This window comes from Streptomyces sp. NPDC039736, from assembly GCF_055596485.1.
Map to the genome: position 1 here is coordinate 645,458 of NZ_JBVIUQ010000002.1, position 25,195 is coordinate 670,652.

Annotated in this window: 20 protein-coding genes; 13 read left to right on the plus strand and 7 right to left on the minus strand. The window is 74.5% G+C overall.

Going from position 1 to position 25,195, the window contains the following annotated elements:
- Positions 1 to 6: 6 nt before the first annotated feature.
- The 5 genes from ACZ56L_RS07980 to ACZ56L_RS08000 form a co-directional block, all read right to left on the minus strand.
- On the minus strand, positions 7 to 1,263 hold the full coding sequence (locus tag ACZ56L_RS07980) for a cytochrome P450 (protein ID WP_345221734.1): 1,257 nt from the start codon (positions 1,261 to 1,263) through the stop codon (positions 7 to 9).
- Entirely contained in the window at positions 1,260 to 1,886 is a 627-nt protein-coding gene (locus ACZ56L_RS07985; protein WP_401754456.1) for a GTP-binding protein, read from the minus strand. Before ACZ56L_RS07985 ends, ACZ56L_RS07980 begins: the two co-directional genes overlap by 4 nt.
- Positions 1,867 to 2,271, minus strand: coding sequence for a DUF742 domain-containing protein (locus ACZ56L_RS07990; protein WP_345221739.1), 405 nt, complete (start codon positions 2,269 to 2,271; stop codon positions 1,867 to 1,869). The genes ACZ56L_RS07985 and ACZ56L_RS07990 overlap by 20 nt, the downstream gene beginning before the upstream one ends.
- Positions 2,268 to 2,696 (minus strand): roadblock/LC7 domain-containing protein, encoded by a 429-nt coding sequence (locus ACZ56L_RS07995; protein WP_345221741.1) that lies wholly within the window; start codon positions 2,694 to 2,696, stop codon positions 2,268 to 2,270. Before ACZ56L_RS07995 ends, ACZ56L_RS07990 begins: the two co-directional genes overlap by 4 nt.
- Positions 2,697 to 2,901: 205 nt before the next feature.
- Complete coding sequence (locus ACZ56L_RS08000) at positions 2,902 to 4,383, minus strand: sensor histidine kinase (protein ID WP_471062516.1); 1,482 nt, start codon at positions 4,381 to 4,383, stop codon at positions 2,902 to 2,904.
- A 210-nt stretch (positions 4,384 to 4,593) separates the two neighbouring features.
- Here ACZ56L_RS08000 and ACZ56L_RS08005 point away from each other — a divergent pair, with 210 nt between their 5' ends.
- From ACZ56L_RS08005 to ACZ56L_RS08050, 10 genes are all read left to right on the plus strand, one after another.
- Entirely contained in the window at positions 4,594 to 7,458 is a 2,865-nt protein-coding gene (locus ACZ56L_RS08005; protein ID WP_471062518.1) for an FAD-binding and (Fe-S)-binding domain-containing protein, read from the plus strand.
- 126 nt (positions 7,459 to 7,584) lie between these two features.
- Positions 7,585 to 8,562: an EamA family transporter gene (locus tag ACZ56L_RS08010; protein WP_471062520.1), complete on the plus strand. Its 978-nt coding sequence runs from the start codon at positions 7,585 to 7,587 to the stop codon at positions 8,560 to 8,562.
- 109 nt (positions 8,563 to 8,671) lie between these two features.
- Entirely contained in the window at positions 8,672 to 9,508 is an 837-nt protein-coding gene (locus tag ACZ56L_RS08015) for a TIGR03084 family metal-binding protein (protein ID WP_471062522.1), read from the plus strand.
- A complete protein-coding gene (locus tag ACZ56L_RS08020) occupies positions 9,505 to 11,208 on the plus strand; it encodes an acyclic terpene utilization AtuA family protein (protein ID WP_471062524.1) in 1,704 nt (567 codons plus the stop codon). Before ACZ56L_RS08015 ends, ACZ56L_RS08020 begins: the two co-directional genes overlap by 4 nt.
- 342 nt (positions 11,209 to 11,550) lie before the next feature.
- Positions 11,551 to 13,155 (plus strand): acyl-CoA carboxylase subunit beta, encoded by a 1,605-nt coding sequence (locus ACZ56L_RS08025; RefSeq protein WP_468686812.1) that lies wholly within the window; start codon positions 11,551 to 11,553, stop codon positions 13,153 to 13,155.
- A gap of 8 nt (positions 13,156 to 13,163) precedes the next feature.
- On the plus strand, positions 13,164 to 15,128 hold the full coding sequence (locus ACZ56L_RS08030) for an acetyl/propionyl/methylcrotonyl-CoA carboxylase subunit alpha (RefSeq protein ID WP_471062526.1): 1,965 nt from the start codon (positions 13,164 to 13,166) through the stop codon (positions 15,126 to 15,128).
- Positions 15,125 to 16,300: an acyl-CoA dehydrogenase family protein gene (locus ACZ56L_RS08035; RefSeq protein ID WP_401754433.1), complete on the plus strand. Its 1,176-nt coding sequence runs from the start codon at positions 15,125 to 15,127 to the stop codon at positions 16,298 to 16,300. The genes ACZ56L_RS08030 and ACZ56L_RS08035 overlap by 4 nt, the downstream gene beginning before the upstream one ends.
- 166 nt (positions 16,301 to 16,466) lie before the next feature.
- A complete protein-coding gene (locus ACZ56L_RS08040; RefSeq protein ID WP_471062528.1) occupies positions 16,467 to 18,044 on the plus strand; it encodes a 4-coumarate--CoA ligase family protein in 1,578 nt (525 codons plus the stop codon).
- The gene (locus ACZ56L_RS08045; RefSeq protein WP_468686816.1) at positions 18,041 to 18,784 is read left to right on the plus strand and encodes an enoyl-CoA hydratase family protein; all 744 of its coding nucleotides are present in this window, start codon (positions 18,041 to 18,043) and stop codon (positions 18,782 to 18,784) included. Before ACZ56L_RS08040 ends, ACZ56L_RS08045 begins: the two co-directional genes overlap by 4 nt.
- On the plus strand, positions 18,772 to 19,371 hold the full coding sequence (locus tag ACZ56L_RS08050; RefSeq protein WP_345221759.1) for a TetR/AcrR family transcriptional regulator: 600 nt from the start codon (positions 18,772 to 18,774) through the stop codon (positions 19,369 to 19,371). Before ACZ56L_RS08045 ends, ACZ56L_RS08050 begins: the two co-directional genes overlap by 13 nt.
- Before the next feature lie 108 nt (positions 19,372 to 19,479).
- Here the strand turns inward: ACZ56L_RS08050 and ACZ56L_RS08055 are convergent, their stop codons facing one another.
- Positions 19,480 to 20,580, minus strand: coding sequence for a citrate synthase 2 (locus ACZ56L_RS08055; RefSeq protein WP_345221761.1), 1,101 nt, complete (start codon positions 20,578 to 20,580; stop codon positions 19,480 to 19,482).
- Positions 20,581 to 20,915: 335 nt separating this feature from the next.
- On the opposite strand from ACZ56L_RS08055, the gene pdxH reads away from it, so the two are divergent.
- Complete coding sequence (gene pdxH, locus ACZ56L_RS08060) at positions 20,916 to 21,542, plus strand: pyridoxamine 5'-phosphate oxidase (protein WP_401755612.1); 627 nt, start codon at positions 20,916 to 20,918, stop codon at positions 21,540 to 21,542.
- 447 nt (positions 21,543 to 21,989) lie between these two features.
- Here pdxH and ACZ56L_RS08065 read toward each other — a convergent pair whose 3' ends face one another.
- A complete protein-coding gene (locus ACZ56L_RS08065; protein WP_471062531.1) occupies positions 21,990 to 22,745 on the minus strand; it encodes an SIS domain-containing protein in 756 nt (251 codons plus the stop codon).
- Positions 22,746 to 23,011: 266 nt separating this feature from the next.
- Between ACZ56L_RS08065 and ACZ56L_RS08070 the strand changes: the two genes are divergently transcribed.
- The gene (locus ACZ56L_RS08070; RefSeq protein WP_345221765.1) at positions 23,012 to 23,704 is read left to right on the plus strand and encodes a metal-dependent transcriptional regulator; all 693 of its coding nucleotides are present in this window, start codon (positions 23,012 to 23,014) and stop codon (positions 23,702 to 23,704) included.
- Positions 23,705 to 24,309: 605 nt separating this feature from the next.
- Complete coding sequence (locus ACZ56L_RS08075) at positions 24,310 to 25,188, plus strand: alpha/beta fold hydrolase (protein WP_345226381.1); 879 nt, start codon at positions 24,310 to 24,312, stop codon at positions 25,186 to 25,188.
- Positions 25,189 to 25,195: the final 7 nt, after the last annotated feature.

A 25,195-nucleotide genomic window follows, 5' to 3' on the forward strand; every position in this document is an offset into this window, starting at 1 on the left:
TGTCGGTCATGCGGAGCCTCCAAGGGCGGGAGTGGGCGTGAACGTCACCGGCAGCGCGGTCAGGCCGCGCAGCCAGGGGGACGGGCGGCGGGTGAGGGACTCGGCGGGCACCGCCAGGTCGATGTCCGGCAGGCGGTCCAGCAGGACCTCCACCGCCGTCCGGGCGATGACCTCGGCCGTCTCCTGCGCCGGGAACGGGCAGCGGTGCTCGCCGTGGCCGAAGGAGAGGAAGGCGTTGTTGCCGCCGGTCAGGACGGAGGCGTCGGTGCGCACCTGGGGATCGCCGTTGGCCGCCGCCAGGCCCAGCAGGAGCAGGTCGCCCGCGGCGATCGCGCGCCCGCCCAGGCGGATGTCGCGGGCGGCCCAGCGGCCCGCGACGTTCTGGGTGGGGGTGTCCTCCCAGAGCACCTCGTTCATGGCCTCGGCGACGCTGTGCCGCCCGCCGGAGAGGGACGCCGTGAAACGGTCGTCGGTGAGCATCAGGCGCAGCGTGTTGCCGATCCAGTCGGCGGTCGGCTGGTGGCCCGCCGCCATCATGACCATCAGGTCCTGGAGGATCTCCTCCGGGCCGAAGCCGTCGGGGCCCGCGCCGGCCGCCAGCATCCGGGACGCCACGTCGTGGGCGGGCGCGGCCTGCCGTTCGGCGATGAGCGCGGAGAAGGTCCTGATCAGGTGCTGCTGGCCGGCCACCGCCCGCTCCCGGCCGTCGATCATGTCGTTCAGGGCGGCGACCAGGTCGGGGCCCTGGGCGTCGGGGATGCCGTAGATCCTCGCCAGGACGCGGACCGGGAGCAGCATCGCGTACCGGCTGATGATGTCCGTCTCGCCCCTGGTGCAGAACGTGTCGACGAGCCCGTCCGCGAACTCCTCGGCGTACCGCCGCAGTTCGAAGGGGTCCACCGCCTCCAGCGCGTCGCTGATCAGGCGGGCGCGGCGGCTGTGCCGTTCGCCGACCGTGTAGAGGATCGACGGCTGCTTGCGGCCGATCATCGGCAGCAGCGGCCAGTCGGCGGGGATGTGCGGCCACTGGTTCCACAGCTCGGAGTCGCGGGAGAAGAGCTGCGGGTCGGAGGTGATCTGGTGCAGCTCGCGGTAGCCGACGACGAGCCAGGCCGGGACGTCGCCGGGCAGGACGACCGGAACGACGGGGCCGTGCGTGCGGCGCATCTCGCGGTACAGGGCGACCGGGTCCGTCTGGAAGCGGGGGCCGGAGAGCGGGACGCTCTGCGCGTGGGCCGGGCAGCCCGGCGGCGGTGCGGTCACTGGACGGTGCTCCCTCGGGCCGCGGTGGACAGGGTGTGCAGGTGTTGTACGAGCGTGATCAGCACGTTCTTGGACGAGGCCCGGTCGCGGGCGTCGCAGGTGACCATCGGGATGTGCTCGGCCAGGTCCAGCGCCTCGCGCACCTGGGCGTCGGTGTGCCGGGCGGCGTCGCCGAAGTCGTTGCGGGCCACGACGAACGGCGTGCCGTGGTGTTCGAGGCGGTCGATGGCGTACCAGGAGTCGGCGAGGCGGCGGGTGTCGACCAGGACGACCGCGCCGAGGGTGCCGGCGAACAGCCGGTCCCACAGGAACCAGAACCGCTCCTGCCCGGGCGCGCCGAAGAGGTAGAGGACGGTGCGGGCGTCGATGGAGATGCGGCCGAAGTCGAAGGCGACCGTGGTGGAGGTCTTGGTGCTCGCCTGGTCGAGATCGTCCACGGCCTCGCCCGCGCGGGTCATCGTCTCCTCGGTGTTGAGGGGGCGGATCTCGCTGACGGAGCGTACGAGGGTGGTCTTGCCGACGCCGAAACCGCCGACGACGACGATCTTCAGGCCGTTGTCGGCGGTGCGGGACAGGTGCGGCCGCGCGGGGGCCGGGGCGGGGTCAGATATTGCGGAGGCCAACGAGCACCTGCTCCAGGAGTTCGGGTTCGGGGAGTTCGGCCGCCGCGGGGGCGGCGCGGGGATGGCGGGCGCTGATCCGGCCGGTGCCGAGGAGGTCGGCCAGCAGGATGCGGGTGATGCTCACCGGCAGGCCGAGTTCGGCGGCGATCTCCACGACGGCGACCGGGTAGTCGCACATGCGCAGGATCGCCGCGTGCTCGGACTGCATCCCCGGTGTCGGGGCGCTCTCGGCGACGACCAGGGTGACCAGGTCGAACGCGTCGGAGTGGGTGCGGCTGCGGCCGCCGGTGACGGTGTAGAGGCGGTCCGGGGAGTCGTCGCGGCCGGGGCGGGGCGTGGTGCGCGCCGGGCGGCCGGGGATGCGTGCGCTGCCCCCGGTGCTCATGCGGTGCGGGTGCTGTCGGCGTCCTTGGTGGTGCGGGGCTCGGCGCTGAGGTAGTCGCCGAGCTGCTCGATGAGTTCGCTCATGTTGTGGCCGATGAGGCCGACGTCGGAGTCCTCGCCCGCGACGACCGCGAGGTGGGCGCCCGCCCCGGCCTCGACGATGAACAGGATGCCGCCGTAGAACTCGGCCATGGCCTGCCGTACGCCGCCGCTGCCGTCGCCGAACTCGATCGACGCGCCGTGCGTCAGGCTCTGGATGCCCGCGGCGATGGCGGCGAGCTGGTCGGCCTGGTCGACGGAGAGCTCGGGGGTACGGCAGAGCTTGAGCCCGTCACGGGACAGGACGAGGGCGTGACGGGCGCCGGGGGTGCGCTCCAGAAGGCTCTCCAGCAGCCAGTTGAGCTTTTCGTCGGTGGTGGCGGTCATGTGCTGTCGTGGCCTTCCGGGTGGGGGTGGGGGTGGGTCGGGGTGTGGGTACGGGGTGGCTCGGGGGGTCTTTCAGGGGGCCGGGGGACGGCTGCCCGAAGGGCGTGCCGCCGGGGGCGCGGGGCTGTTCCGATGTGCGGCTCCGCCGCGTGGGCGCGACCGGCCACGACGCTCCCGCGGGAAACCGTGCGACCGCCCCGCGGGCCTAGGCGAAGGGGTGGGACGGGGGCGACGCCTCATCCGCAGCCTCCTCCGCCCGCCCCTGCACCGCCTGCCGAAACGTGCTGAAACGGTTCGCCGCACTCCGCCGCGCCGCCGCCTCCGGTGCGGGCCTGGCCGGCGCCTGCGGCCCGTCCGGGTGCGCCGCGGCCAGCGTCCGCCCCCGCTTGCGCTTCGGCAGCCCGCTCTCCCCGAACTGGGGAAGCCCGCCGGTGGTGTCCGAGGCCGGCTCGGCGGCCGGCGCGGGCCGCACGGGCTCGGCGGTCTCCGCCCGGGCGTGCTCCCGGCGGCGCACCCGGAGCGTCGTGGGCTCCTCCCGCACCTCCGCGTCGGCGACCGGCGCCGGCGCCGGGGGCGCCTGCACCACCGCCGCGGCCGCGGCCGGCCCGGGCCCCGCCACCCCCTGCACCAGCAGCTCCTGCGGCAGCAGCATCAGCGCCCCCGTGCCGCCCCGCGCGGACGGCCGGAACGACACCGTCAGGTTGTGCTTGCGGGCCAGGCAGCCCACCACGGCGAGCCCCAGCCGGGTGCCCGACAGGCCGGTCAGGTCCAGCGGGGTCTGCGCGCACACCGCCCGCTCCGCCCGGCGGAGCTGGACGTCGCTCATGACCAGGCCGCTGTCCTCCACCGTGATGATGGCCCCGGCCGGGACCTCCTCCACGTACACGTGCACCTCGGCCGTCGGCGGCGAGAAGTTCGCCGCGTTGTCGAGGAGTTCGGCCAGCGCGTGCATGACGCCCTCGGCCGCGTGCCCGGCGACGGCGATCTCGCTGGTGGAGTGCAGCCGGACCCGCTGGTAGCCGTTGATCCGGCCCATCGCCCCGCGCAGCACCGACTCCATCACGATCGGTTTCGCCCACCGGCGGCCGGACCGCGCGCCCGTGAGGACGGCGATGCTGTCCGCGAGGCGGCCGGCCTGCGCGGTGCGGTGGTCGAGGTGCAGGAGGTCGCCGAGCACGTCCTCGTCGGTGTGCCGGTGCTCCATCTCGCGCAGGTCCGCCAGCATGCCCGTCGCCAGGGCCTGCATGCGGCCCGCCGCGTTGGCGCAGGCCGACATGGCCGCCGCGCGGGCGGACTCGCCGCGCCCGACCTCGGTGGCCACGATGTCCAGCAGCGCCCGCGAGTTGGCGTTGTCCAGCTCGCCGAGCCCGCGCGTCGCGGCGTTCAGCGCGGTGGCCGCCGAGTCGCCCGCGCGCAGCCGCGCGACGAGCCGCGGGAGCGTGTCCCCGATGAACCGGTCGGCGTCCCGCTGCCCGCGGGCGAGGTCCTCCGCGAGGGCGCGTGCGCGCAGCGTGGCGTGCACGGCGGTGGTGACGGCCGCGGTCAGCAGCACGGCCGCCGCTCCGCCTCCCCAGGCCAGCGGGGCCTTCGCCTCGGGGGGAGCGAGCAGTACCGCTCCCAGGACCAGCAGGCCGCCGACGACCGCGGTGGTCGACAGGGCCAGTGCGGACGCGCGGCGCAACGACATGGGAAGGGGGCCTCTTGGAGTGGCGAGCCGGTGGGGCGTTCGGGGCGCTCAGGGCGTTCGGACCTCTCCGCAAGCGGAATGTCCGCCTAAAGCGTGCTCACTATAGGTGAGTTGATGATCACTTGGGAAAGTTTCTGATTGTTTTCCGAAGGATGAGAAGGACAAGTCTGCCCACTTCGCCCGATTCGGGGCACCGGGCATGCTGGACGCATGGCTGAACGACAGGGTGATACGACCGAGTTGGCGGCGGATCTGAGAGCGGCCGTGCGCGGCGAGGTGTCCTTCGACGCCGCCGCCCGCGCCCTCATGACGATGGACGCCTCGAACTACCGGCGGGTCCCGCTGGGCGTGGTCGCCCCGCGCGACGGCGACGACGTCGCCGCCGCCCTCGCCGTCTGCCGGGCGCACGGCGTGCCGGTCGTCCCGCGCGGCGGCGGCACCTCCATCGCGGGCCAGGCCACCGGCACCGGCGTCGTCCTGGACACCACCCGGCACCTGCGCGCCCTCCTGGACCTCGATCCCGCCTCCCGTACGGCGCGCGTCCAGCCCGGACTCGTGCTCGACACCCTGCGGTCCGCCGCCGCCCCGCACGGGCTGACCTTCGGGCCCGACCCCTCCACCCACAGCCGCTGCACCCTCGGCGGCATGATCGGCAACAACTCCTGCGGCGCGCACTCGGTGGCCTGGGGCACCACCGCCGACCAGGTCCGGGAGCTGGACGTGCTGACGTACGGCGGCGACGCGCTGCACCTGGCGCGCGGCGGCTGGGACCAGGCGCCACGCGCCCTCGCGCGCACCGGCCTGCGCGCCCTGGTGGACGACAACCTCGCCCTGCTGCGCACGGGCTTCCCTGGGCTCCCGCGCCGGATCTCCGGGTACGCCCTGGACGCGCTGCTGCCCGAGAACGGCGTCGACCTCGCGCGCGCCTTCTGCGGCAGCGAGGGCACCCTCGGCGTGGTCACCGAGGCCGTCGTCGGTCTCGTGGAGGCGCCGCGGGCGCGGGCGCTCGCCGTCCTCGGGTACGCCGACGAGAGCGCGGCGGCCGAGGCCGCGCCCGGCATCCTCCCGTACGGGCCGCTGACCGTGGAGGGCATGGCCGCCGACCTCGTACCGGAACGGGAACGGGGGCTGCTGCCGCGCGGGGCCGCCTGGCTGTTCGTCGAGACCGGCGGGGCGAGCGCCGAGGAGGCCCGGGCGCGGGCCCTGGAGATCGTCCGGGGCGCCGACGCCGTCGACGGCACGGTGGTGACCGACGCCGCGGGCCGGCGGGCGCTGTGGCGCGTCCGCGAGGACGCCAGCGGCACGGCCACCCGGATGCCCGACGGCTCGGAGGCCTGGCCGGGCTGGGAGGACTGCGCGGTGCCGGTGGCCCGCCTCGGCGCGTACCTGCGCGACTTCCGGGCGCTGCTGGCCGCCCACGGGCTGCGCGGCACCCCGTACGGGCACTTCGGCGACGGCTGCGTCCACGTCCGCATCGACTTCGACCTGCTGCGGCGCGAGGGCGTCGCCCGCTTCCGTGCCTTCTCCGAGGATCTCGCCCGCCTGGTCGCCGCCCACGGCGGCTCCCTCTCCGGCGAGCACGGCGACGGCCAGGCCCGGGCCGAGCTGCTGCCGACGATGTACGGCCCCGAGCTCGTGCGCCTCTTCGAACGGTTCAAGGACTGCTGGGACCCGGCGGGCGGCATGAACCCCGGCATGCTCGCCCGCCCCGCCCGCCTGGACGAGAACCTGCGCTTCGCCGTCCTGCCGGCCGAGCCGGTGCGCGACGTCGCCTTCGCCTACCCGCACGACGGCGGCGACTTCTCCGCCGCCGTGCGCCGCTGCGTGGGCGTCGCCAAGTGCCGTACGGCCGAGGCCGGGGCGGGCGTCATGTGCCCCTCCTTCCGCGCCACCGGCGAGGAGCGGCACTCCACGCGCGGGCGGGCGCGGCTGCTGCACGAGATGCTCGCCGGGGAGGTCGTCGAGGGCGGCTGGCGCTCGGCGGAGGTGCGCGACGCCCTCGATCTGTGCCTGTCGTGCAAGGGCTGCCGCAGCGACTGCCCGGTGGGCGTCGACATGGCCACGTACAAGGCGGAGTTCCTGCACCACCACTACGCGGGCCGGCTGCGCCCCGCCGCGCACTACGCGCTGGGCCGGCTGCCGCAGTGGCTGCGGCCGGCGTCGGCGGTAGCGGCGCTCCTCAACGCCGGTGCGCAGGTGCGGCCGTTGGCGGCGCTCGCCAAGCGGGCGGCGGGCATCGCCCCGGAGCGGACGCTGCCGCGGATCGCCCCGCGCACCTTCCGGCAGTGGGCGCGGACCCGGCCCCGCACGCCCGCCTCCGCGTCCGCCCCCGTCGTCACGCTGTGGCCGGACACCTTCACCAACCACCTGTCGCCGGACGTGGGCGTCGCGGCGGTCCGGGTGCTGGAGGCGGCGGGGCTGCGGGTGCGGCTGCCGCGCGCAGGGCTGTGCTGCGGGCTGACGTACGTCTCCACGGGGCAGCTCGACCGGGCGCGGGAGGCCATGCGGCGGACCCTGGCGGCCGTGCCGGCGGACGCACCGCTGGTGGTGCTGGAGCCGAGCTGCGCGGCGGCCCTGCGCGGCGACCTGCCGGAGCTGCTGGGGGACGACCCGCGCGCCGCCGCGCTGGCCGCCCGGGTGCGGACCTTCGCCCAGGTGCTGGAGGAGTGCGCCCCGCACTGGACGCCGCCGCGCGTGGACCGTCCGGTGGCGGGCCAGACGCACTGCCACCAGCACGCCGTGCTCGGCGACGCGGCGGAGGCCCGCCTGCGCGAGAGGGCGGGCCTGACGGGCGCGCTGTCGGGCGGCTGCTGCGGCCTGGCGGGCAACTTCGGCTTCGAGAAGGGGCACTACGAGGTGTCGAAGGCGTGCGCGGAGGAGCAGTTGCTGCCCGCGGTGCGGGCGCTGCCGGAGGGCGGCGAGGTGCTGGCGGACGGCTACTCGTGCCGGACACAGCTCGGCCAGCTCGGAAACGTCCGGGCCAGGCACCTGGCGGAGGTGCTGGCGGAGGCGCTCGGGGAGGGGCGGGACGGGGCGTCCGGCGGAGGCGCTCGGGAGGGGCGGGGTGAGGCTTGATGCCGGTCGGCGGGCCCGGCGGCGGGCGGCCGGCGTGCCCCTCGCCGGGCCCGGTGGCGCCGGGTGACGCGCCAACCCCCCGTGTCATCATGGGAGTACATCCCATTGAACGCGAGGTGCACCACAGTGAACGCCGCTGAGCCGCACGGCGCCCAGGGCGCCCCGGCCCCCCTCCTGGACGCGGAAGCCGCTGCGGCAGCGGCCACCACCACCGCCACGCCCGGCGCCGCCCCCGCCGCCGGGCGGCGGCGCGCGCCCGGCCCGGGTCCCGTGGCCCTCGTCGTCGCGGGCGGCCTGAGCGTCCAGTTCGGATCGGCGCTCGCCGTGCTGATCATGCCCAGGACCGGCGCCTTCGGCGTCGTCACGCTGCGGCTGGCCGTCGCCGCCGTGGTGCTGCTCCTGGTGTGCCGCCCGAAGGTGCGCGGCTACACGCGCCGGGACTGGGGCACGATCCTGGCCTTCGGCCTCGCCATGGGCGGCATGAACACCCTGATCTACCAGGCCACCGACCGCATCCCGCTCGGCGCCGCCGTCACCCTGGAGGTGCTCGGCCCGCTCGCGCTCTCCGTCTTCGCCTCCCGGCAGTGGTCGAGCGCCCTGTGGGCCGTGCTGGCGCTCTCGGGCGTCGCCCTGCTGGGTTCGTCCGGCTTCGGCGGTCTCGATGTCGCCGGTACCGCCTGCGCCCTCGGCGCGGGGGCCTGCTGGGCGGCGTACATCGTCTTCAGCGCCCAGACCGGACGCCGCTTCCCGCAGGCCGACGGGCTCGCCCTCGCGATGGCCTTCGCGGCCCTGCTCAGCCTCCCGCTCGGCGTCCTGGAGGCGGGCGGCAAGCTGCTGGACCCGGTGACGCTCGGACTCGGCGCGGCGGTCGCCCTGCTGTCGTCGGTGCTGCCGTACACGCTCGAACTGATCGCCCTGCGCCGGATGCCCGCACCGACTTTCGCGGTCCTCATGAGCCTGGAGCCCGCGATCGCCGCCGGAGCCGGGTTCCTCATCCTGCACCAGGCGTTGACGCTGGTCGACGCCCTCGCCATCGCGCTGGTGATCGGCGCGAGCGTCGGCGCGGTCCGCAGCCGGACGCGGCGCGAACCATCCCGGAAGTAGTCAATCCGGCCGCACGGAACAGCCCCCGCGAGATTCAAGCATGCTTGCTTGTTTCTCCGGGGGCTGTCATGCTCCCGGGCACGCAGCCACGCCCGAACGGGAGCGCCACGTGTCCGAACTCGAAGCCGTCCTCCGCGACTTGCGGGACGAGAGCACCGAACTCGAACGCCTGGTGGGCGACTTGCCCGACGACCGGTGGGGGATCGCGACCCCCGCCGTCGGCTGGACCGTCGCCCACCAGATCGCCCACCTCGCCTGGACCGACCGCGTCGCACTGCTCTCCGCGACCGACCCCGGGGCCTTCGCCGACGAGGCGGCCAGGGCGGCGGCGGACCCCGGCGGCTTCGTCGACGAGGGCGCGGCGCGGGGCGCCGCCCTGCCGCCCGCCGAGCTGCTGGCCGGCTGGCGCGCGGGCCGCGAGCGCCTGCACCGGGTCCTGGCGGCCGCCCCGGCGGGCACCCGGCTCCCCTGGTACGGGCCGCCGATGAGCGTCGCCTCGATGGCCACCGCGCGCCTGATGGAGACCTGGGCGCACGGGCAGGACGTGGCGGACGCGCTGGGCGTCCGCCGCACCCCCACCGGGCGGCTGCGGCAGGTGGCCAGGATCGGGGTGCGGGCGCGCGACTACGCGTACCTCGTACGGGGGAGGAAGCCGCCGGAGGAGGAGTTCCGGGTCGAACTGGTGGGCCCGGGAGGCGAGTTGTGGGCGTACGGGCCGGAGGATGCGGCCCAGCGGGTCACCGGGCCCGCGCTGGACTTCTGCCTGCTGGCCACGCAGCGGGCCCACGGGGCCGACCTGGCGCTGCGCGCGGAGGGCCAGGACGCGGACGCCTGGCTGGACATCGCGCAGGCCTTCGCGGGCCCGGCGGGGGCGGGGCGCGCACCCCGGGGGGCCGCCGGGCGGGGCGACGCGGACGGCTCCGCCGGACCGGGGGCGTCCGCGTGACGCGCCGGCCGGAGGTCCTGCGCGTCGGCAACGCGTCCGGCTTCTACGGCGACCGCTTCGACGCCGTCCGCGAGATGCTCACCGGCGGCGGGCTCGACGTCCTCACCGGCGACTACCTCGCCGAGCTGACCATGCTGATCCTCGGCCGGGACCGGCTGAAGGACCCGGCCACGGGGTATGCCAAGACCTTCCTGCGGCAGATGGAGAGCAGCCTCGGTCTCGCCCACGACAAGGGCGTCAGGATCGTCACCAACGCGGGAGGGCTCAACCCCGCCGGGCTCGCCACGGCGCTCCGGGAGCTGGCGCGGCGGCTGGGCGTTCCGGTCCGGGTCGCTCACGTCCAGGGGGACGACCTGATCGGAACCGGTCAGTGGCCCGAGGGCACCCTCACCGCCAACGCCTACCTCGGCGGCGCCGGCATCACCGCCTGCCTCGACGCGGGCGCGGACGTCGTCGTCACGGGACGCGTCACGGACGCCGCCCTGGTGACCGGCCCGGCCGCGCACTGGTTCGGGTGGGGCCCGCAGGCGTACGACGAGCTGGCGGGCGCGGTCGTGGCCGGTCACGTACTGGAGTGCGGCACCCAGGCGACGGGCGGCAACTACTCCTTCTTCGGCGCGCACGACGTGCGCCGCCCCGGCTTCCCGCTCGCCGAGATCCGCCGGGACGGCTCCTGCGTCATCACCAAGCACCCGGGCACGGGCGGCGTCGTCGACACCGGCACGGTGACCGCGCAGCTCCTCTACGAGACGGGCGGCGCACGGTACGCCGGGCCGGACGTCACGGCCCGCCTGGACACCGTCACGCTGACACGGGAGGGGCCGGACCGGGTGCGGGTGAGCGGCGTACGGGGCGAGGCGCCGCCGCCCGCCCTCAAGACGGGACTCACCCGCGTCGGGGGCTGGCGCAACGAGGTCGTCTTCGTCCTCACCGGGCTCGACGTGGAGGCGAAGGCGGAGCTGGTGCGCGCACAGGTCGAGGACGCGCTCGACGCGGCCGAGGCGCGTCCGGCGCAGGTGCGCTGGGAGCTGGCGCGCACCGACCGGGAGGACGCGGACACCGAGGAGCGCGCGAGCGCCCTGCTGCGGCTCGTCGTGCGGGACGCGGACGCGGAGAAGGTCGGGCGGGCGGTGAGCGGGGCGGCGGTGGAGCTGGCGCTCGGCAGCTACCCGGGCTTCCACGTGACGGCGCCGCCGGGGAAGGGGGCGCCGTACGGGGTGTTCTCGGCGGCGTATGTGCCCAGGGCACAGGTGCCGCACGTGGCGGTGCTGCCGGACGGGACCTCGCGGGCCGTGCCCGGACCCGTACGGACGCGCCCGCTGGTCCCCGTCCCCGCGCCGGAGCTGCCGCGCCCGCTGCCCTCCGGCCCGACGCGGCGGGCGCCGCTCGGCCTGGTGGCCGGGGCCCGCAGCGGGGACAAGGGCGGTGACGCGAACGTCGGGCTCTGGGTCCGCACGGAGGAGGCGTGGCGGTGGCTGGCCCACCACGTGACGGAGGCGCGCCTGCGGGAACTCCTCCCCGAGGTAAGCGACTTGCCGGTCACCCGCACCGTCCTCCCCCGGCTCCGCGCGCTGAACTTCACCGTCACGGGGCTGCTGGGGGAGGGGGTGGCGTCCCAGGCCCGCTTCGACCCGCAGGCCAAGGCGCTGGGGGAGTGGCTGCGGTCCCGCCGCACGGAGATCCCGGAGGCCCTGCTGTGACCCGGTGCGGGGCCGTGCCGGTGCGCGGCTCCGCCGCGCGGGCGCGACCAGCCACGACGCACCCGCACGCAACCCCGGGCCCCGCAGGGCCACGGGAAGGGGCGGGCAGGGGGAAAAGCCCCCCGGCGCCGGGTGCCGATGACCCGCCGCCGTCACCCGCCCGCCGCCCCCGCCGCCCCGCGCCGGGCCCCGTCGCACCGCCCGGCGGCTGACCGCCTCCGCGCCGGGTGCCGACACCCACCGCCGACACCTCCGCCCCCGCCCAGCGCCCCCGCCCCGCGCGAGCGAACGCCCCCCACCCCCCCGCGCCCAGCACCCCCGTCCCCCGGAGAGGCCCCGCCCATGCCCACCCTCCCCACCGCACTCGACCCCACCGCCCCCGCCTACGCCTCCCACCGCGCCGCCACCCTCGCCAAGCTCGCCGCCCTCCAGGAAGCCCACGCCGGCGCCCTCGCCGGCGGCGGCGACAAGTACCTCGCCCGGCACCGCGCGCGCGGCAAGCTCCTCGCCCGGGAGCGCGTCGAGCTGCTGCTCGACCCCGACACCCCGTTCCTGGAGCTCTCCCCCCTCGCCGCGTGGGGCAGCGACTACCCCGTCGGCGCCTCGATGGTCACCGGCATCGGCGTCGTGGAGGGCGTCGAATGCCTCATCACCGCCAACGACCCCACCGTCCGCGGCGGCGCCTCCAACCCCTGGACCCTGAAGAAGGCCCTGCGCGCCAACCAGATCGCGTACGAGAACCGGCTCCCCTGCATCAGCCTCGTGGAGTCCGGCGGCGCCGACCTGCCCTCGCAGAAGGAGATCTTCATTCCGGGGGGCGCCCTCTTCCGGGACATCACCCGCCTCTCCGCCGCCGGCATCCCCACCATCGCCGTCGTCTTCGGCAACTCCACCGCCGGCGGCGCCTACGTCCCCGGCATGTCGGACCACACGGTGATGATCAAGGACCGGTCCAAGGTGTTCCTCGGCGGCCCGCCCCTGGTGAAGATGGCCACCGGCGAGGAGAGCGACGACGAATCGCTCGGCGGCGCCGACATGCACGCCCGCACCTCCGGCCTCGCCGACCACTACGCCGTGGACGAGCACGACGCCCTGCACCAGGCCCGGCGCGTCGTCGCCCGCCTCAACTGGCGCAAGGCGCACCCCGACCCGGACCCGGAGACGGTTCAGGAGCCCCGCTACGACCAGGAGGAACTCGCCGGGATCGTCCCCGGCGACCTCAAGACCCCCTTCGACCCGCGCGAAGTCGTCGCCCGCATCGTCGACGCCTCCGACTTCGACGAGTTCAAGCCGCTGTACGGGACGAGCCTGGTCACCGGCTGGGCACGCCTGCACGGCTATCCCGTGGGCATCCTCGCCAACGCCCAAGGCGTCCTCTTCAGCGCCGAGTCGCAGAAGGCCGCCCAGTTCGTCCAGCTCGCCAACCAGCGCGACATCCCGCTGCTGTTCCTGCACAACACCACCGGCTACATGGTCGGCAAGGAGTACGAGCAGGGCGGCATCATCAAGCACGGCGCGATGATGATCAACGCCGTCGCCAACTCCAGGGTCCCGCACCTGTCCGTCCTCATGGGCGCCTCGTACGGAGCCGGGCACTACGGCATGTGCGGGCGCGCCTACGACCCCCGCTTCCTCTTCGCCTGGCCCACCGCGAAGTCCGCCGTGATGGGCCCGCAGCAACTCGCCGGGGTGCTGTCGATCGTCGCCCGCGCCTCCGCCGCCGCGAAGGGGCAGCCGTACGACGAGGAGGGGGACGCCGCCCTGCGCGCGGTGGTGGAGCAGCAGATCGAGTCCGAGTCCCTCCCGATGTTCCTGTCCGGGCGGCTGTACGACGACGGGGTCATCGACCCCCGCGACACCCGCACCGTCCTCGGCCTGTGCCTGTCCGCGATCCACACCGCCCCCGTCGAGGGCGTGCGCGGCGGCTTCGGCGTCTTCCGGATGTGAGGCACCCCATGACCGAACGCGAGCCCTCCGTGATCAACACCCTGCTCGTCGCCAACCGCGGCGAGATCGCCTGCCGCGTCTTCCGCACCTGCGCCGAGCTGGGCATCGGCACCGTCGCCGTGCACTCCGACCCCGACGCGGACGCCCTGCACACCCGTACGGCGGATGTGTCCGTACGGCTGCCGGGCGCGGCCCCCGCCGACACCTATCTGCGCGGCGAGCTGATCGTGAAGGCCGCCCTCGCCGCGGGGGCGGACGCCGTGCACCCCGGATACGGGTTCCTCTCCGAGAACGCCGGCTTCGCCCGCGCCGTCACCGACGCCGGACTCACCTGGATCGGCCCGCCCCCGGCCGCCGTCGAGGCCATGGCGTCCAAGACCCGCGCCAAGGAGCTGATGGCGAAGGCGGGCGTGCCGCTGCTCGCCCCCGTCGACCCGGCCGCCGCGACGGAAGCCGACCTGCCCCTGCTGCTCAAGGCGGCGGCGGGGGGCGGCGGACGCGGCATGCGCGTCGTCCGGCAACTCGCGCACCTGGAAGAGGAGTTGGCGGCGGCGTCCGCCGAGGCGCGGTCCGCCTTCGGCGACGGCGAGGTCTTCGCCGAGCCCTACGTCGAACGCGGACGCCACATCGAGGTGCAGGTCCTCGCCGACGCGCACGGCGCCGTCTGGGCGCTCGGCACCCGCGACTGCTCGCTCCAGCGCCGGCACCAGAAGGTGATCGAGGAGGCTCCCGCGCCGGCGCTCACCGACGCCCAGCGGCACACCCTGCACGACGCCGCCACCGCCGCCGCCCGCGCCGTCGGATACGTCGGCGCGGGCACCGTCGAGTTCCTCGTCGACGAGGGCGGCAGGGCGTACTTCCTGGAGATGAACACCCGCCTCCAGGTCGAGCACCCCGTCACCGAGGCCGTGTTCGGCATCGACCTGGTCGCCCTCCAGATCCGCGTCGCCGAGGGCCGCGCGCTCCCGCCGACGCCCCCGGACGCGCACGGGCACGCCGTGGAGGCCCGGCTGTACGCCGAGGACCCCGCCCACGACTGGCAGCCCCAGACCGGCGTCCTGCACGCCCTGGACGTGCCCACCGGGCCCGGACTGCGCCTGGACACCGGCTTCGTGAGCGGCGACACCGTCGGCGTGCACTACGACCCCCTGCTCGCCAAGGTCGTCGCGCACGCGCCCACCCGCGCCGAAGCCGTCCGCGCCCTCGCGCACGCCCTCGCCCGCACCCGCGTGCACGGCCCCGTCACCAACCGGGACCTCCTCGTGCGCTCCCTGCGCCACCCCGACTTCCGGACCGCCCGCCACTACACCGGGTTCTACGGCCGCCACCTGGACGCCCTCACCGCCCCGCCCCCCGGCGAGGCCCTGGCCGCCGTCGCCGCCGCCCTCGCGGACGCCGCCGCGCGGGGCGGCCGCTTCGGCGGGGCGTGGCGGAACGTCCCGTCCCAGCCGCAGACCAAGACCTACAACGGGCACGAGGTCCGCTACCGGCGCGAACGCGACGGCGGCTACCGCGTGGAGGGCGTCGAACGCGTGGTGTCCGTCACCCCGCACGAGGTCGTCCTCGAAACCGGCGGGGTGCGGCGCCGCCACCGCGTCCGGACGTACGCGCACACCGGCCGCGGCGGCTCCGCGCCCGTGCGCACCGTGTACGTCGACACCCCCGCCGGCTGCCACGCCCTCACCCCCGCCCCCCGCTTCCCCGACCCCGCCGCGCGCACCGCCCCCGGCTCCCTGCTCGCCCCCATGCCGGGGACGGTCGTACGGGTCGCCGAAGGGCTCGCGGAGGGCGTCCGGGTGACGGCGGGGCAGCCCCTGCTGTGGCTGGAGGCCATGAAGATGGAGCACCGCGTCACTGCTCCCGCCTCCGGCACGCTCACCGCGCTCCACGCCGTCCCCGGCCGCCAGGTCGAGGTCGGCGCCCTGCTCGCCGTCGTCACGGACACCAGTGCACAGGAGGACCAGGAAGCATGAGCACCACCATGATCAGCAGTGTCGTCGAGACCGAGGAGCAGCGGGCCCTCCGCGCCGCCGTCGCCGCCCTCGGCAAGCGCTACGGGCGCGACTACTTCACCGGGGTCGTCGCCGACGGCGCACACCCCGACGCCCTGTGGGCGGAGGCCGCCGAGCTCGGCTACCTCGGCGTCAGCATTCCCGAGGAGTACGGCGGCGGAGGCGGCGGCATCGCGGAACTCTCCATCGTGCTGGAGGAGTTGGGGGCCGCCGGGTCGCCGCTGCTCATGATGGTCGTCTCGCCCGCCATCTGCGCCACCGTCATCGCCCGCTTCGGCACCGACGCGCAGCGGCGGCAGTGGCTGCCCGGCCTCGCCGACGGCAGCCTCACCATGGCCTTCGGCATCACCGAGCCCGACGCCGGGTCCAACTCCCACCGCATCACCACCACCGCCCGCCGCGACGGCGACCACTGGGTCCTCACCGGCCGCAAGGTGTTCGTCTCCGGCGTCGACATCGCCGACGCCACCCTGATCGTCGGCCGTACGGAGGACGCCCGCACCGGCAGCCTCAAGCCCTGCCTGTTCATCGTCCCCCGCGAGGCCCCCGGCTTCGGGCGCTCGCGGATCGACATGGAGCTCCAGGCCCCGGAGAAGCAGTTCGAGCTGGTCCTGGACGACGTACGGCTGCCCGCCGACGCCCTGGTGGGCGACGAGGACGCCGGGCTGCTCCAGCTCTTCGCCGGGCTCAACCCCGAGCGCATCATGACCGCCGCGTTCGCCGTCGGCATGGCCCGCTACGCCCTCGGCAGGGCGGTGGCGTACGCCAAGGAGCGCACCGTCTGGAAGACGCCGATCGGCGCCCACCAGGCCGTCGCGCACCCCCTCGCGCAGGCGCACATCGAGATCGAGCTGGCCCGCCTGATGATGCGCAAGGCCGCCGCCCTGTACGACGCGGGCGACGACATGGGCGCGGGGGAGGCCGCCAACATGGCGAAGTACGCGGCCGCCGAAGCCTGTGTGAAGACCGTCGACCAGGCCGTCCACACCCTCGGCGGCAACGGCCTCACCCGTGAGTACGGCCTCGCCCAGCTCATCGTCGCCTCCCGGGTCGCCCGGATCGCCCCCGTCAGCCGGGAGATGATCCTCAACTTCGTCTCCCACCAGTCCCTGGGGCTCCCCAAGTCGTACTGAGCCCCGCCGGCCCCCACGGGGCCGCGCCCGGACCCCGGCCGGCTCGCGCCGGGGTCTCCCCGAGCCGCACCCCGTACCCGCATCCTGTCCGTCCACCCACCGCGCACGGCCGCCGCACCGGCCGTGCGCACCGTCGCACCACCGTGCCGAAGGGGACCGTCACACCATGGTGTTCCACAGCGAGTACGCCGATGTGCCCGACGTCGAACGTCCCGTCCACGAGGCGGTCCTCGGACACGCCGCCCACTACGGCGACGCCCCCGCGCTCGTCGACGGGACGAACGGCACCACCTTCACCTACGCCCAACTCGACGCCGGGCACCGCCGGATCGCCGCCGCCCTGGCCGCGTCCGGCCTGCGCAAGGGCGACGTGCTGGCCCTGCACAGCCCCAACACCATCGCCTACCCGGCGGTCTTCTTCGCCGCCACCAGGGCCGGCGCCGCCGTCACCACCGTGCACCCGCTGGCCACCGCCGAGGAGTTCGCCAAACAGCTCCGCGACTCCTCGGCCCGCTGGATCGTCACGGTGTCGCCCCTGCTGGAGACGGCGAAACGCGCCGCCGGGCTCAGCGGCGGCATCACCGAGATCCTCGTCTGCGACAGCGCCCCCGGCCACCGCTCCGTACTCGACCTGCTCGCCTGCACCGACCCCGAACCGCAGATCGCCGTCGACCCCCGCGAGGACATCGCCGCCCTGCCCTACTCCTCGGGCACCACCGGCACCCCCAAGGGCGTCATGCTCACCCACCACTCCATCGCCACCAACATGGCCCAGCTCGACCCGTTCATCCCGATGAAGCCGGGCGACCGCGTTCTCGCGGTCCTCCCCTTCTTCCACATCTACGGCCTGATGGCGCTGGTCAACCAGCCCCTCTCGCACGGCGCGACCGTCGTCACCCTGCCCCGCTTCGAACTCGACCAGTTCCTCCGGGCCATCCAGGACCACCGGGTCAACGCCCTCTTCGTCGCCCCGCCGATCGTCCTCGCGCTCGCCAAGCACCCCGCCGTCGAGCGCTACGACCTCTCCTCGCTGGAGTACGTCGTCAGCGCAGCGGCCCCCCTCGACGCGAACCTCGCGCAGGCCTGCGCGGACCGCCTCGGGCTGCCGCCGGTCCTCCAGGCGTACGGAATGACCGAACTGTCGCCGGGGACCCACGTGGTGCCGCTGGACGCCCCCAGCCCCCCGCCCGGCACCGTCGGCAAGCTCCTGCCGCGCACCGAGCTGCGCATCCTGTCCCTGGAGACCCCCGGCAAGGACCTCGGCGTCGGCGAGGCGGGCGAGATCGCCGTCCGGGGCCCGCAGCGGATGAAGGGCTACCTCGGCCGTCCCGACGCCACCGCCGAGATGATCGACGCCGACGGCTGGGTGCACACCGGCGACATCGGCCGCGTCGACGCCGACGGCTGGCTCTTCGTCGTCGACCGCGTCAAGGAACTCATCAAGTACAAGGGCTTCCAGGTGGCCCCCGCCGAACTCGAAGCCCTCCTGCTCACCCACGAAGACATCGCGGATGCCGCCGTGATCGGGGTACGCGACGAGGACGACAACGAGATCCCCAAGGCATACGTCGTCCGACAGGCGCACGCCGCACACCTCACGGAGGAGGACGTGATCACCCATGTCGCCGAACGCGTCGCCCCGTACAAGAAGGTGCGCCGCGTGGAGTTCGTCGACGCGGTGCCCCGTGCCGCCTCCGGCAAGATCCTGCGCCGGGAGCTCCGAGAAAGGGAACAGCGACAGTGACACGCCAGGCCCTCGCCCCCACCACGCACGACCGCGGCATCACCACCCTCACCCTCGACTCGCCGGCGAACCGCAACGCCCTCTCGGCGTCGCTCGTCGGCGAGCTGAGCCGGTCCCTCGAACGCTGCGGCAAGGACGCCTCGGTGCGGGCGGTGGTGCTCGCGCACAACGGCAACACCTTCAGCGCGGGCGCCGACCTGAAGTCGCCGGCCAGCCCGTACGCGTTCGTCGCCCTGCTGCGGCAGATCGCCGAACTGCCGAAGCCGGTGATCGCGCGCGTCGACGGGCACGCGCGGGCGGGCGGGCTCGGCCTGCTCGCCGCCTGCGACATGGCGTTCGCGACCATAGCCTCCGACTTCGCCTTCTCGGAGGTGCGCATCGGGGTCGCCCCCGCCCTCATCTCGATCCCGCTGCTGCCCCGGCTCGACCCCAGGGCGGCCTCCCGGTACTTCCTCACCGGGGAGGTCTTCGCCGGACCGCGCGCCCAGGAGATCGGGCTGCTCACCGAGACGGCACCGGACGTGGACGCCGTCCTCACGCCGGTGCTGGACGCGCTGCGCAGGGCGTCCCCGCAGGGGCTCGCCGAGACCAAGCGGCTGCTGACGGCCGGGATGCGCAACGCCTTCGACCGGGACGCAGAGGACCTGGTACAACGCTCGGCAGCGCTGTTCGCGTCCGCCGAGGCACGCGAGGGCGTCACCGCACACCTCGAACGACGGGACCCCGCGTGGCTGTTGTGACCACCCCCAAGCAGGACCGCAGCCGCGTCACCCGGCAGCGGCTGCTGGAGGCCGCCGTGGCCTGCCTCGCCGAACGCGGCTGGGCGGGCTCCACGGTGTCCGTCGTCGCCGAACGGGCGGGCGTCTCCCGGGGCGCCGCCCAGCACCACTTCCCGACCCGCGAGGACCTGTTCACCGCCGCCGTCGAGTACGTCGCCGAGGAACGCTCCCGCGCCCTGCGCGCCCTGCCGGGGCACCACACGGCGGCCGTCGTCGGCGCGCTGGTCGACCTCTACACCGGCCCCCTCTTCCGGGCCGCCCTGCACCTGTGGGTCGCCGCCTCCAACGAGGAGCAGCTGCGTGCCCGGGTCACCGAGCTGGAGGCCAGGTTCGGCCGCGAGAGCCACCGCATCGCGGTGGAACTCCTGCACGCCGACGAGACCCGCCCCGGGGTGCGCGAGATCGTCCAGGGCTTCCTGGACATGGCCCGCGGCCTCGGCCTCGCCAACCTCCTCACCGACGACACCGCCCGCCGCGACCGGGTGGTCGCCCAGTGGGCGCACCTGCTGGAGGCGGCGCTCGGCGCCCCCGCGCCGGAACGCGGATAAGAGGCTCCCCCCCCGGGTCACGGGCGGGGGAGCTCCCGGGCCACGGGCAGGGGGCGCCCTCCCCGGAGGACGCCCCCTGCCCGCTCGTCGTGCGTACGTCCGCGGAACTCAGCCCGCGATGTCCCCGAAGCCGTCGATCTCCTGCGGGCCGCGGGCGCCGGGACCCACGTACCGCGCCGACGGGCGCACCAGTCGGCCGGTGCGCTTCTGCTCCAGGATGTGCGCCGACCACCCGGCCGTGCGGGCACAGGTGAACATCGACGTGAACATGTGCGCCGGGACCTCCGCGAAGTCCAGCACGATCGCCGCCCAGAACTCCACGTTCGTCGCCAGCACCCGGTCCGGACGCCGCGCGTGCAGCTCCTCCAGCGCGGCCTTCTCCAGCGCCTCCGCCACCTCGAAGCGCGGGGCCGCCAGCTCCTTGGCGGTGCGCCGCAGCACGCGCGCACGCGGGTCCTCCGCGCGGTACACCCGGTGCCCGAAGCCCATCAGGCGCTCGCCCTTGTCGAGGGCCTGGCGCACGTACGCGCGGGCGTCACCGGTGCGCTCGATCTCCTCGATCATGCCGAGCACCCGGGACGGCGCACCGCCGTGCAGCGGCCCGGACATGGCGCCCACCGCCCCCGACAGCGCGGCGGCGACATCGGCCCCGGTGGAGGCGATCACCCGCGCGGTGAACGTGGAGGCGTTCATGCCGTGCTCCGCCGCCGAGGTCCAGTACGCGTCGACCGCCTTGACGTGCTTGGGGTCCGGCTCGCCGCGCCAGCGGATCATGAACCGCTCGACCACCGACTCGGCCTTGTCGATCTCGCGCTGCGGCACCATCGGCAGCCCCTGGCCGCGGGCCGACTGGGCGACGTACGACAGCGCCATGACCGCGGCCCGCGCCAGGTCGTCGCGGGCGGTGGTCTCGTCGATGTCCAGCAGCGGTTTCAGGCCCCACACCGGGGCGAGCATCGCCAGCGCCGACTGCACGTCGACCCGGATGTCGCCGGAGTGCACGGGGATCGGGAACGGCTCGGCGGGCGGCAGCCCCGGGTTGAAGGCGCCGTCGACCAGCAGGCCCCACACGTTCCCGAAGGACACGTGCCCGACCAGGTCTTCGATGTCGACACCCCGGTAACGGAGCGAGCCGCCCTCCTTGTCCGGTTCGGCGATCTCCGTTTCGAACGCGACGACTCCCTCGAGTCCGGGTACGAAGTCGGACATCAGGCGGCTCCTCTATGCGTGTAGGCCAAGCGGCGGGAGGCAGGAACGATACCCCTGCTGTGGAGGGGCGACAGCGGCTCCACCCCGGATTTTGGCGGGTTCCACCGATGCGGGGAAGCGTGAGAACAGGCACACTGCACGACCCGCTTCCGAGAGGGTTGAGGCCGGTTGCGGGTGGGAAGACTGCGCCCGCGCCCCGTCGCCCGGCGCGCACCCTCTGTGCGGGGGCTCCGCACCCCCTGCGGCAGGATGGCCCCGTGCCGAACACAGCTCCCGCCGCGTCCGACCCCTCCTCCTCGCCCTTCTCCGGGGGGCGCGCCCCCGACCCCGCCGCCATGCGCGAGCAGTACCGCGGCGAGCCCCTCGCCGAGCGGGCGCTCGCCGCCACCCCGATGGAACAGTTCGCCCACTGGTTCCAGCAGGCGGTCGACGCGGGCCTGGACGAGCCCAACGCCATGGTCGTCGCCACTGCCACCCCCGACGGCCGCCCCAGCACCCGTACGGTGCTCCTGAAGGCCTACGACGGCGACGGCTTCGTCTTCTTCACCAACTACGACTCCCGCAAGGGCACCGAACTGGCCGCGAACCCGCACGTCTCGCTGCTCTTCCCCTGGCACCGCATCGCCCGCCAGGTCATCGTCACCGGCACCGCCGCCCGCGTCTCCCGCGCCGAGACGGCCGCCTACTTCCGCACCCGCCCGCACGGCTCGCAGCTCGGCGCCTGGGCCAGCGACCAGTCCCGCCCCATCGCCTCCCGCGAGGAACTCACCACCGCCTACGACGCGTTGGCCGCCCGCTACCCCGAGGGCGAGAAGGTCCCCGTGCCGCCGCACTGGGGCGGCTTCCGCGTCACCCCGGAGACGGTCGAGTTCTGGCAGGGCCACCAGAACCGCCTCCACGACCGCCTGCGCTACGTGAGCACCGGCCCCGGCGCCTGGTCCGTGGAACGCCTCAACCCCTGAAACACACCCCGTGAACGCAGAACCCCGCGGGCTCTGGTCCCCTCCGAGGAGGGGGCCGGCCGGACACACCGGCGAGCCCGCGGGGCGGTGACTGCTTGGGATGGGAACCGGCTGCGCCGGCTACCGCACTGAGTGCGACGACGGGCAACTAGCCCGCAGCCACCTCACGAGTCCGGAAAGAAATCACTTCCGAATCACCTCCTTTCAGTGTGCGTCACACATTAGGAGCCCTTCCGGGGCGGCTCAACCGAATTAACGCGGCACCTCGATCCCCCCGAGGCGGGTGTGCTCCGCGACACGGCGGAGCTGAATGATCCGGACGTGCAGCACGAGTGAACACCTGCGGGTGCGCCGGGGCGCGCGGGCCTTCCGGTCCGGTACGGGGAGGGGCGCCCGGCGCCCCGGGCCGACCCGGAGGGGTGGGCGGTGGAGCGGCGGCGGACGCCGTCAGTGCCGGAAGAAGATCCGGTCGCCGTACTCGCTCATCACGCGTCCGTTCCACTCGTGGCCGCCGTCCACGTTCCCCGACCGCAGCAGCGGCACCTCGATGCCGCGCTCCGCGAGCTCTCCGGCGGCGGCCGCCATGACCGCCTGCATCAGGGCCGTGGTGACCACCGTCGAGGCGGGCGCGAAGGGGGCGTCGATGCCCTCCGTCGTCAGTTCCGCGTCACCGACCGCGATCTTGCTGTCCAGCACGATGTCGCAGTGGTCCTTGAGGAAGCTGCCCGACCTGTGGCGCGACCTGGTGTCCTGCGCGTACGCCACGGACGTGACGCCGATGACCTTCAGCCCCAGGGCGCGCGCGTTCATCGCCATCTCGACGGGCAGCGCGTTGCGCCCGGACAGGGAGATCACCACGAGTACGTCACCGGGCTTGGCGGGGCTGCTGTCGAGCACCGCGCCCGCGAGGCCGTCCACGCGTTCCAGGGCGGAGCCCAGGGTGGCGGGCATGACGTCGACGCCGACGACACCGGGCACCGCGAGGAGGTTCATCAGGGCGAGCCCGCCCGCCCGGTAGACGACGTCCTGCGCGGCGAGCGAGGAGTGCCCGGCGCCGAACGCGAAGAGCCGGCCCCCGGCGGCGACGGTGTCGGCGATCGCGGTCCCGGCGGCGGCGATCGCGTCGCCCTCCTCGTCCCGTACCCGGTGGAGCAGGCCGATCGCGGCGTCGAAGAACTGACCGGCCAGTTTGTTCTCGCTCATCGCGGAGAGCCCTTCCAGTGGCGGTTTCGTGGGAGTTGCCGGGAATGCGGGGCGGTTACCCAAGGTTACGAACAGGGGCGGCGTCCGTGCCGCGGATCACGTTGCGGTCTTGAGCCGCGACCTGTCAATACGGCCCTGCCCCGGCCCGGCACGGTTGTCGGTGCGATGCGTCAGAATTGGGACAGGGCCGGCGCAGGACGACTGAGCACAACCGAGTACGAAGACCGAGCGCACGACGATTTCTGTCACAGCACCGAGGGGCACACATGTCCGGACTGATCGACACCACGGAGATGTATCTCCGCACCATCCTCGAACTCGAGGAGGAGGGCGTCGTCCCCATGCGCGCCCGCATCGCCGAGCGCCTTGACCAGAGCGGCCCGACGGTCAGTCAGACCGTCGCCCGCATGGAGCGCGACGGCCTGGTGACGGTCGCGGGCGACCGCCACCTGGAATTCACCGAGGAGGGCCGCCGGCTGGCCACGCGCGTGATGCGCAAGCACCGGCTCGCCGAGTGCCTGCTCGTCGACGTGATCGGGCTGGAGTGGGAACAGGTGCACGCCGAGGCGTGCCGCTGGGAGCACGTGATGAGCGAGGCGGTCGAGCGCCGTGTCCTCGAACTGCTCCGCCACCCCACCGAGTCCCCGTACGGCAACCCGATCCCGGGTCTGGAGGAGCTCGGCGAGAAGTCCGAGGCCGACCCGTTCCTGGACGCGGGCATGGTCAGCCTGAGCGAGCTGGCGCCGGGTCCGGAGGGCAAGACCGTCGTCGTACGGCGCATCGGCGAGCCCATCCAGACCGACGCCCAGCTCATGTACACGCTGCGCCGCGCCGGCGTGCAGCCCGGTTCGGTGGTCAGCGTGACGGACTCGCCCGGCGGTGTGCTGGTCGGCAGCAGCGGCGAGGCGGCCGAGCTGGACGCGGAGACGGCCTCGCACGTCTTCGTCGCCAAGCGCTGAGACGTCTCCGCCTCGAAGGTCAACGGCGGGCCGGGGGACGGGACTTGAGGTCGCGTTCTCCGGCCCGCTTCCGCACCGGAATGCCGGCGGCCGGACGGGATCGCGTGCCACGCTGTGTCTGCGGCACATGAACCGGGGCACCAGAGGTGAACGAGGGCTGCCGGCCGGGCCCGTCGCACGGCCGGGGAGGAGGCGGGAGATGCGCCCGTCGTACGCACCGCACGAGCACGCACCGCACGCGAGCCACCCGCACGAGCACGCACCGCACGCGAGCGGCCCGCACCGACGCGCACCGCACGCGAGCGGCCCGTACGCGGAGGGCCCCGGCGCCCTGAGGCGCCGGGGCCTGTCCTCCCCTGTGCCGGCCTGGAGCCCCGAGCTCTTCAGGCCGGCCCCCGCGGACCGTCTTCCCCGAGCGGCCCGCCTCCCGCAGAAGATCTCCCCTCGGCGGCGAACGCCAATCCTTGAGCGCTGTCACTCGAAAGAGGGCTCTTGGCCGCTCCGCCCCGATCTTCGAATATGGGTTCGATGACATGGAGACGGCGGACGTCAGCAGGCGAGGGACGAGCACGCACGATCCGTACGAGAAGGGGGTGCCAGGTCATATGGTGCGGCGCATCGACGTGACCGGAGCAGACGGCGTACGCCTCGCCGCCTGGGAGTTCGCCGACCCGCCCAAGGAGGGCGGCGACCTGGAGCGGCTCCCCGGCGTCTTACTGCTGCACGGCCTGATGGGCCGCTCCTCGCACTGGGCGGCCACCGCCCGGTGGCTCTCCGAGCGGCACCGGGCCGTCGCCCTCGACCAGCGCGGCCACGGCCGCAGCGAGAAGCCCTCCGAAGGCCCCTTCTCCCGGGACGCCTACGTCGCGGACGCGGAGGCGGTGGTGGAGGAGCTGGGGCTGGGCCCGGTCACCCTGGTGGGGCACTCCATGGGCGCGCTGACGGCCTGGCAGCTCGCCGCCAAGCGGCCGGACCTGGTGCGCGCCCTGGTCGTCTGCGACATGCGCGCCTCCGCGCTCGGGGCCGCCTCCCAGCGGGAGTGGGAGGACTGGTTCAAGGCCTGGCCGGTGCCGTTCGCGACGCTCGCGGACGTACGGAAGTGGTTCGGCGAGGACGACCCCTGGGTGGAGCGGCCCTCCCCGGCGCGCGGCGAGTTCTTCGCCGAGGTGATGGCCGAGCGGGCGGACGGCTGGCGTCCGGTCTTCTCCCGCCGTCAGATGCTGCTGTCCCGGGCGACCTGGGTGCACGACGCGCACTGGGACGAGCTCTCCCAGGTGCGGTGCCCGACGCTGGTCGTGCGCGGCCTGGACGGCGAACTGGGCCGCGCGGAGGCCCAGGAAATGGTGCGGGTGCTGCCGCGCGGCCAGTACGCGGAGGTGGTGGACGCCGGTCATCTCGTCCACTACGACCAGCCGGACGGCTGGCGCGCGGCCGTCGAGCCCTTCCTGGAGGAGGTCGCGGGCGAGCCCGTGCCGGGCCGGTAGCGGGACG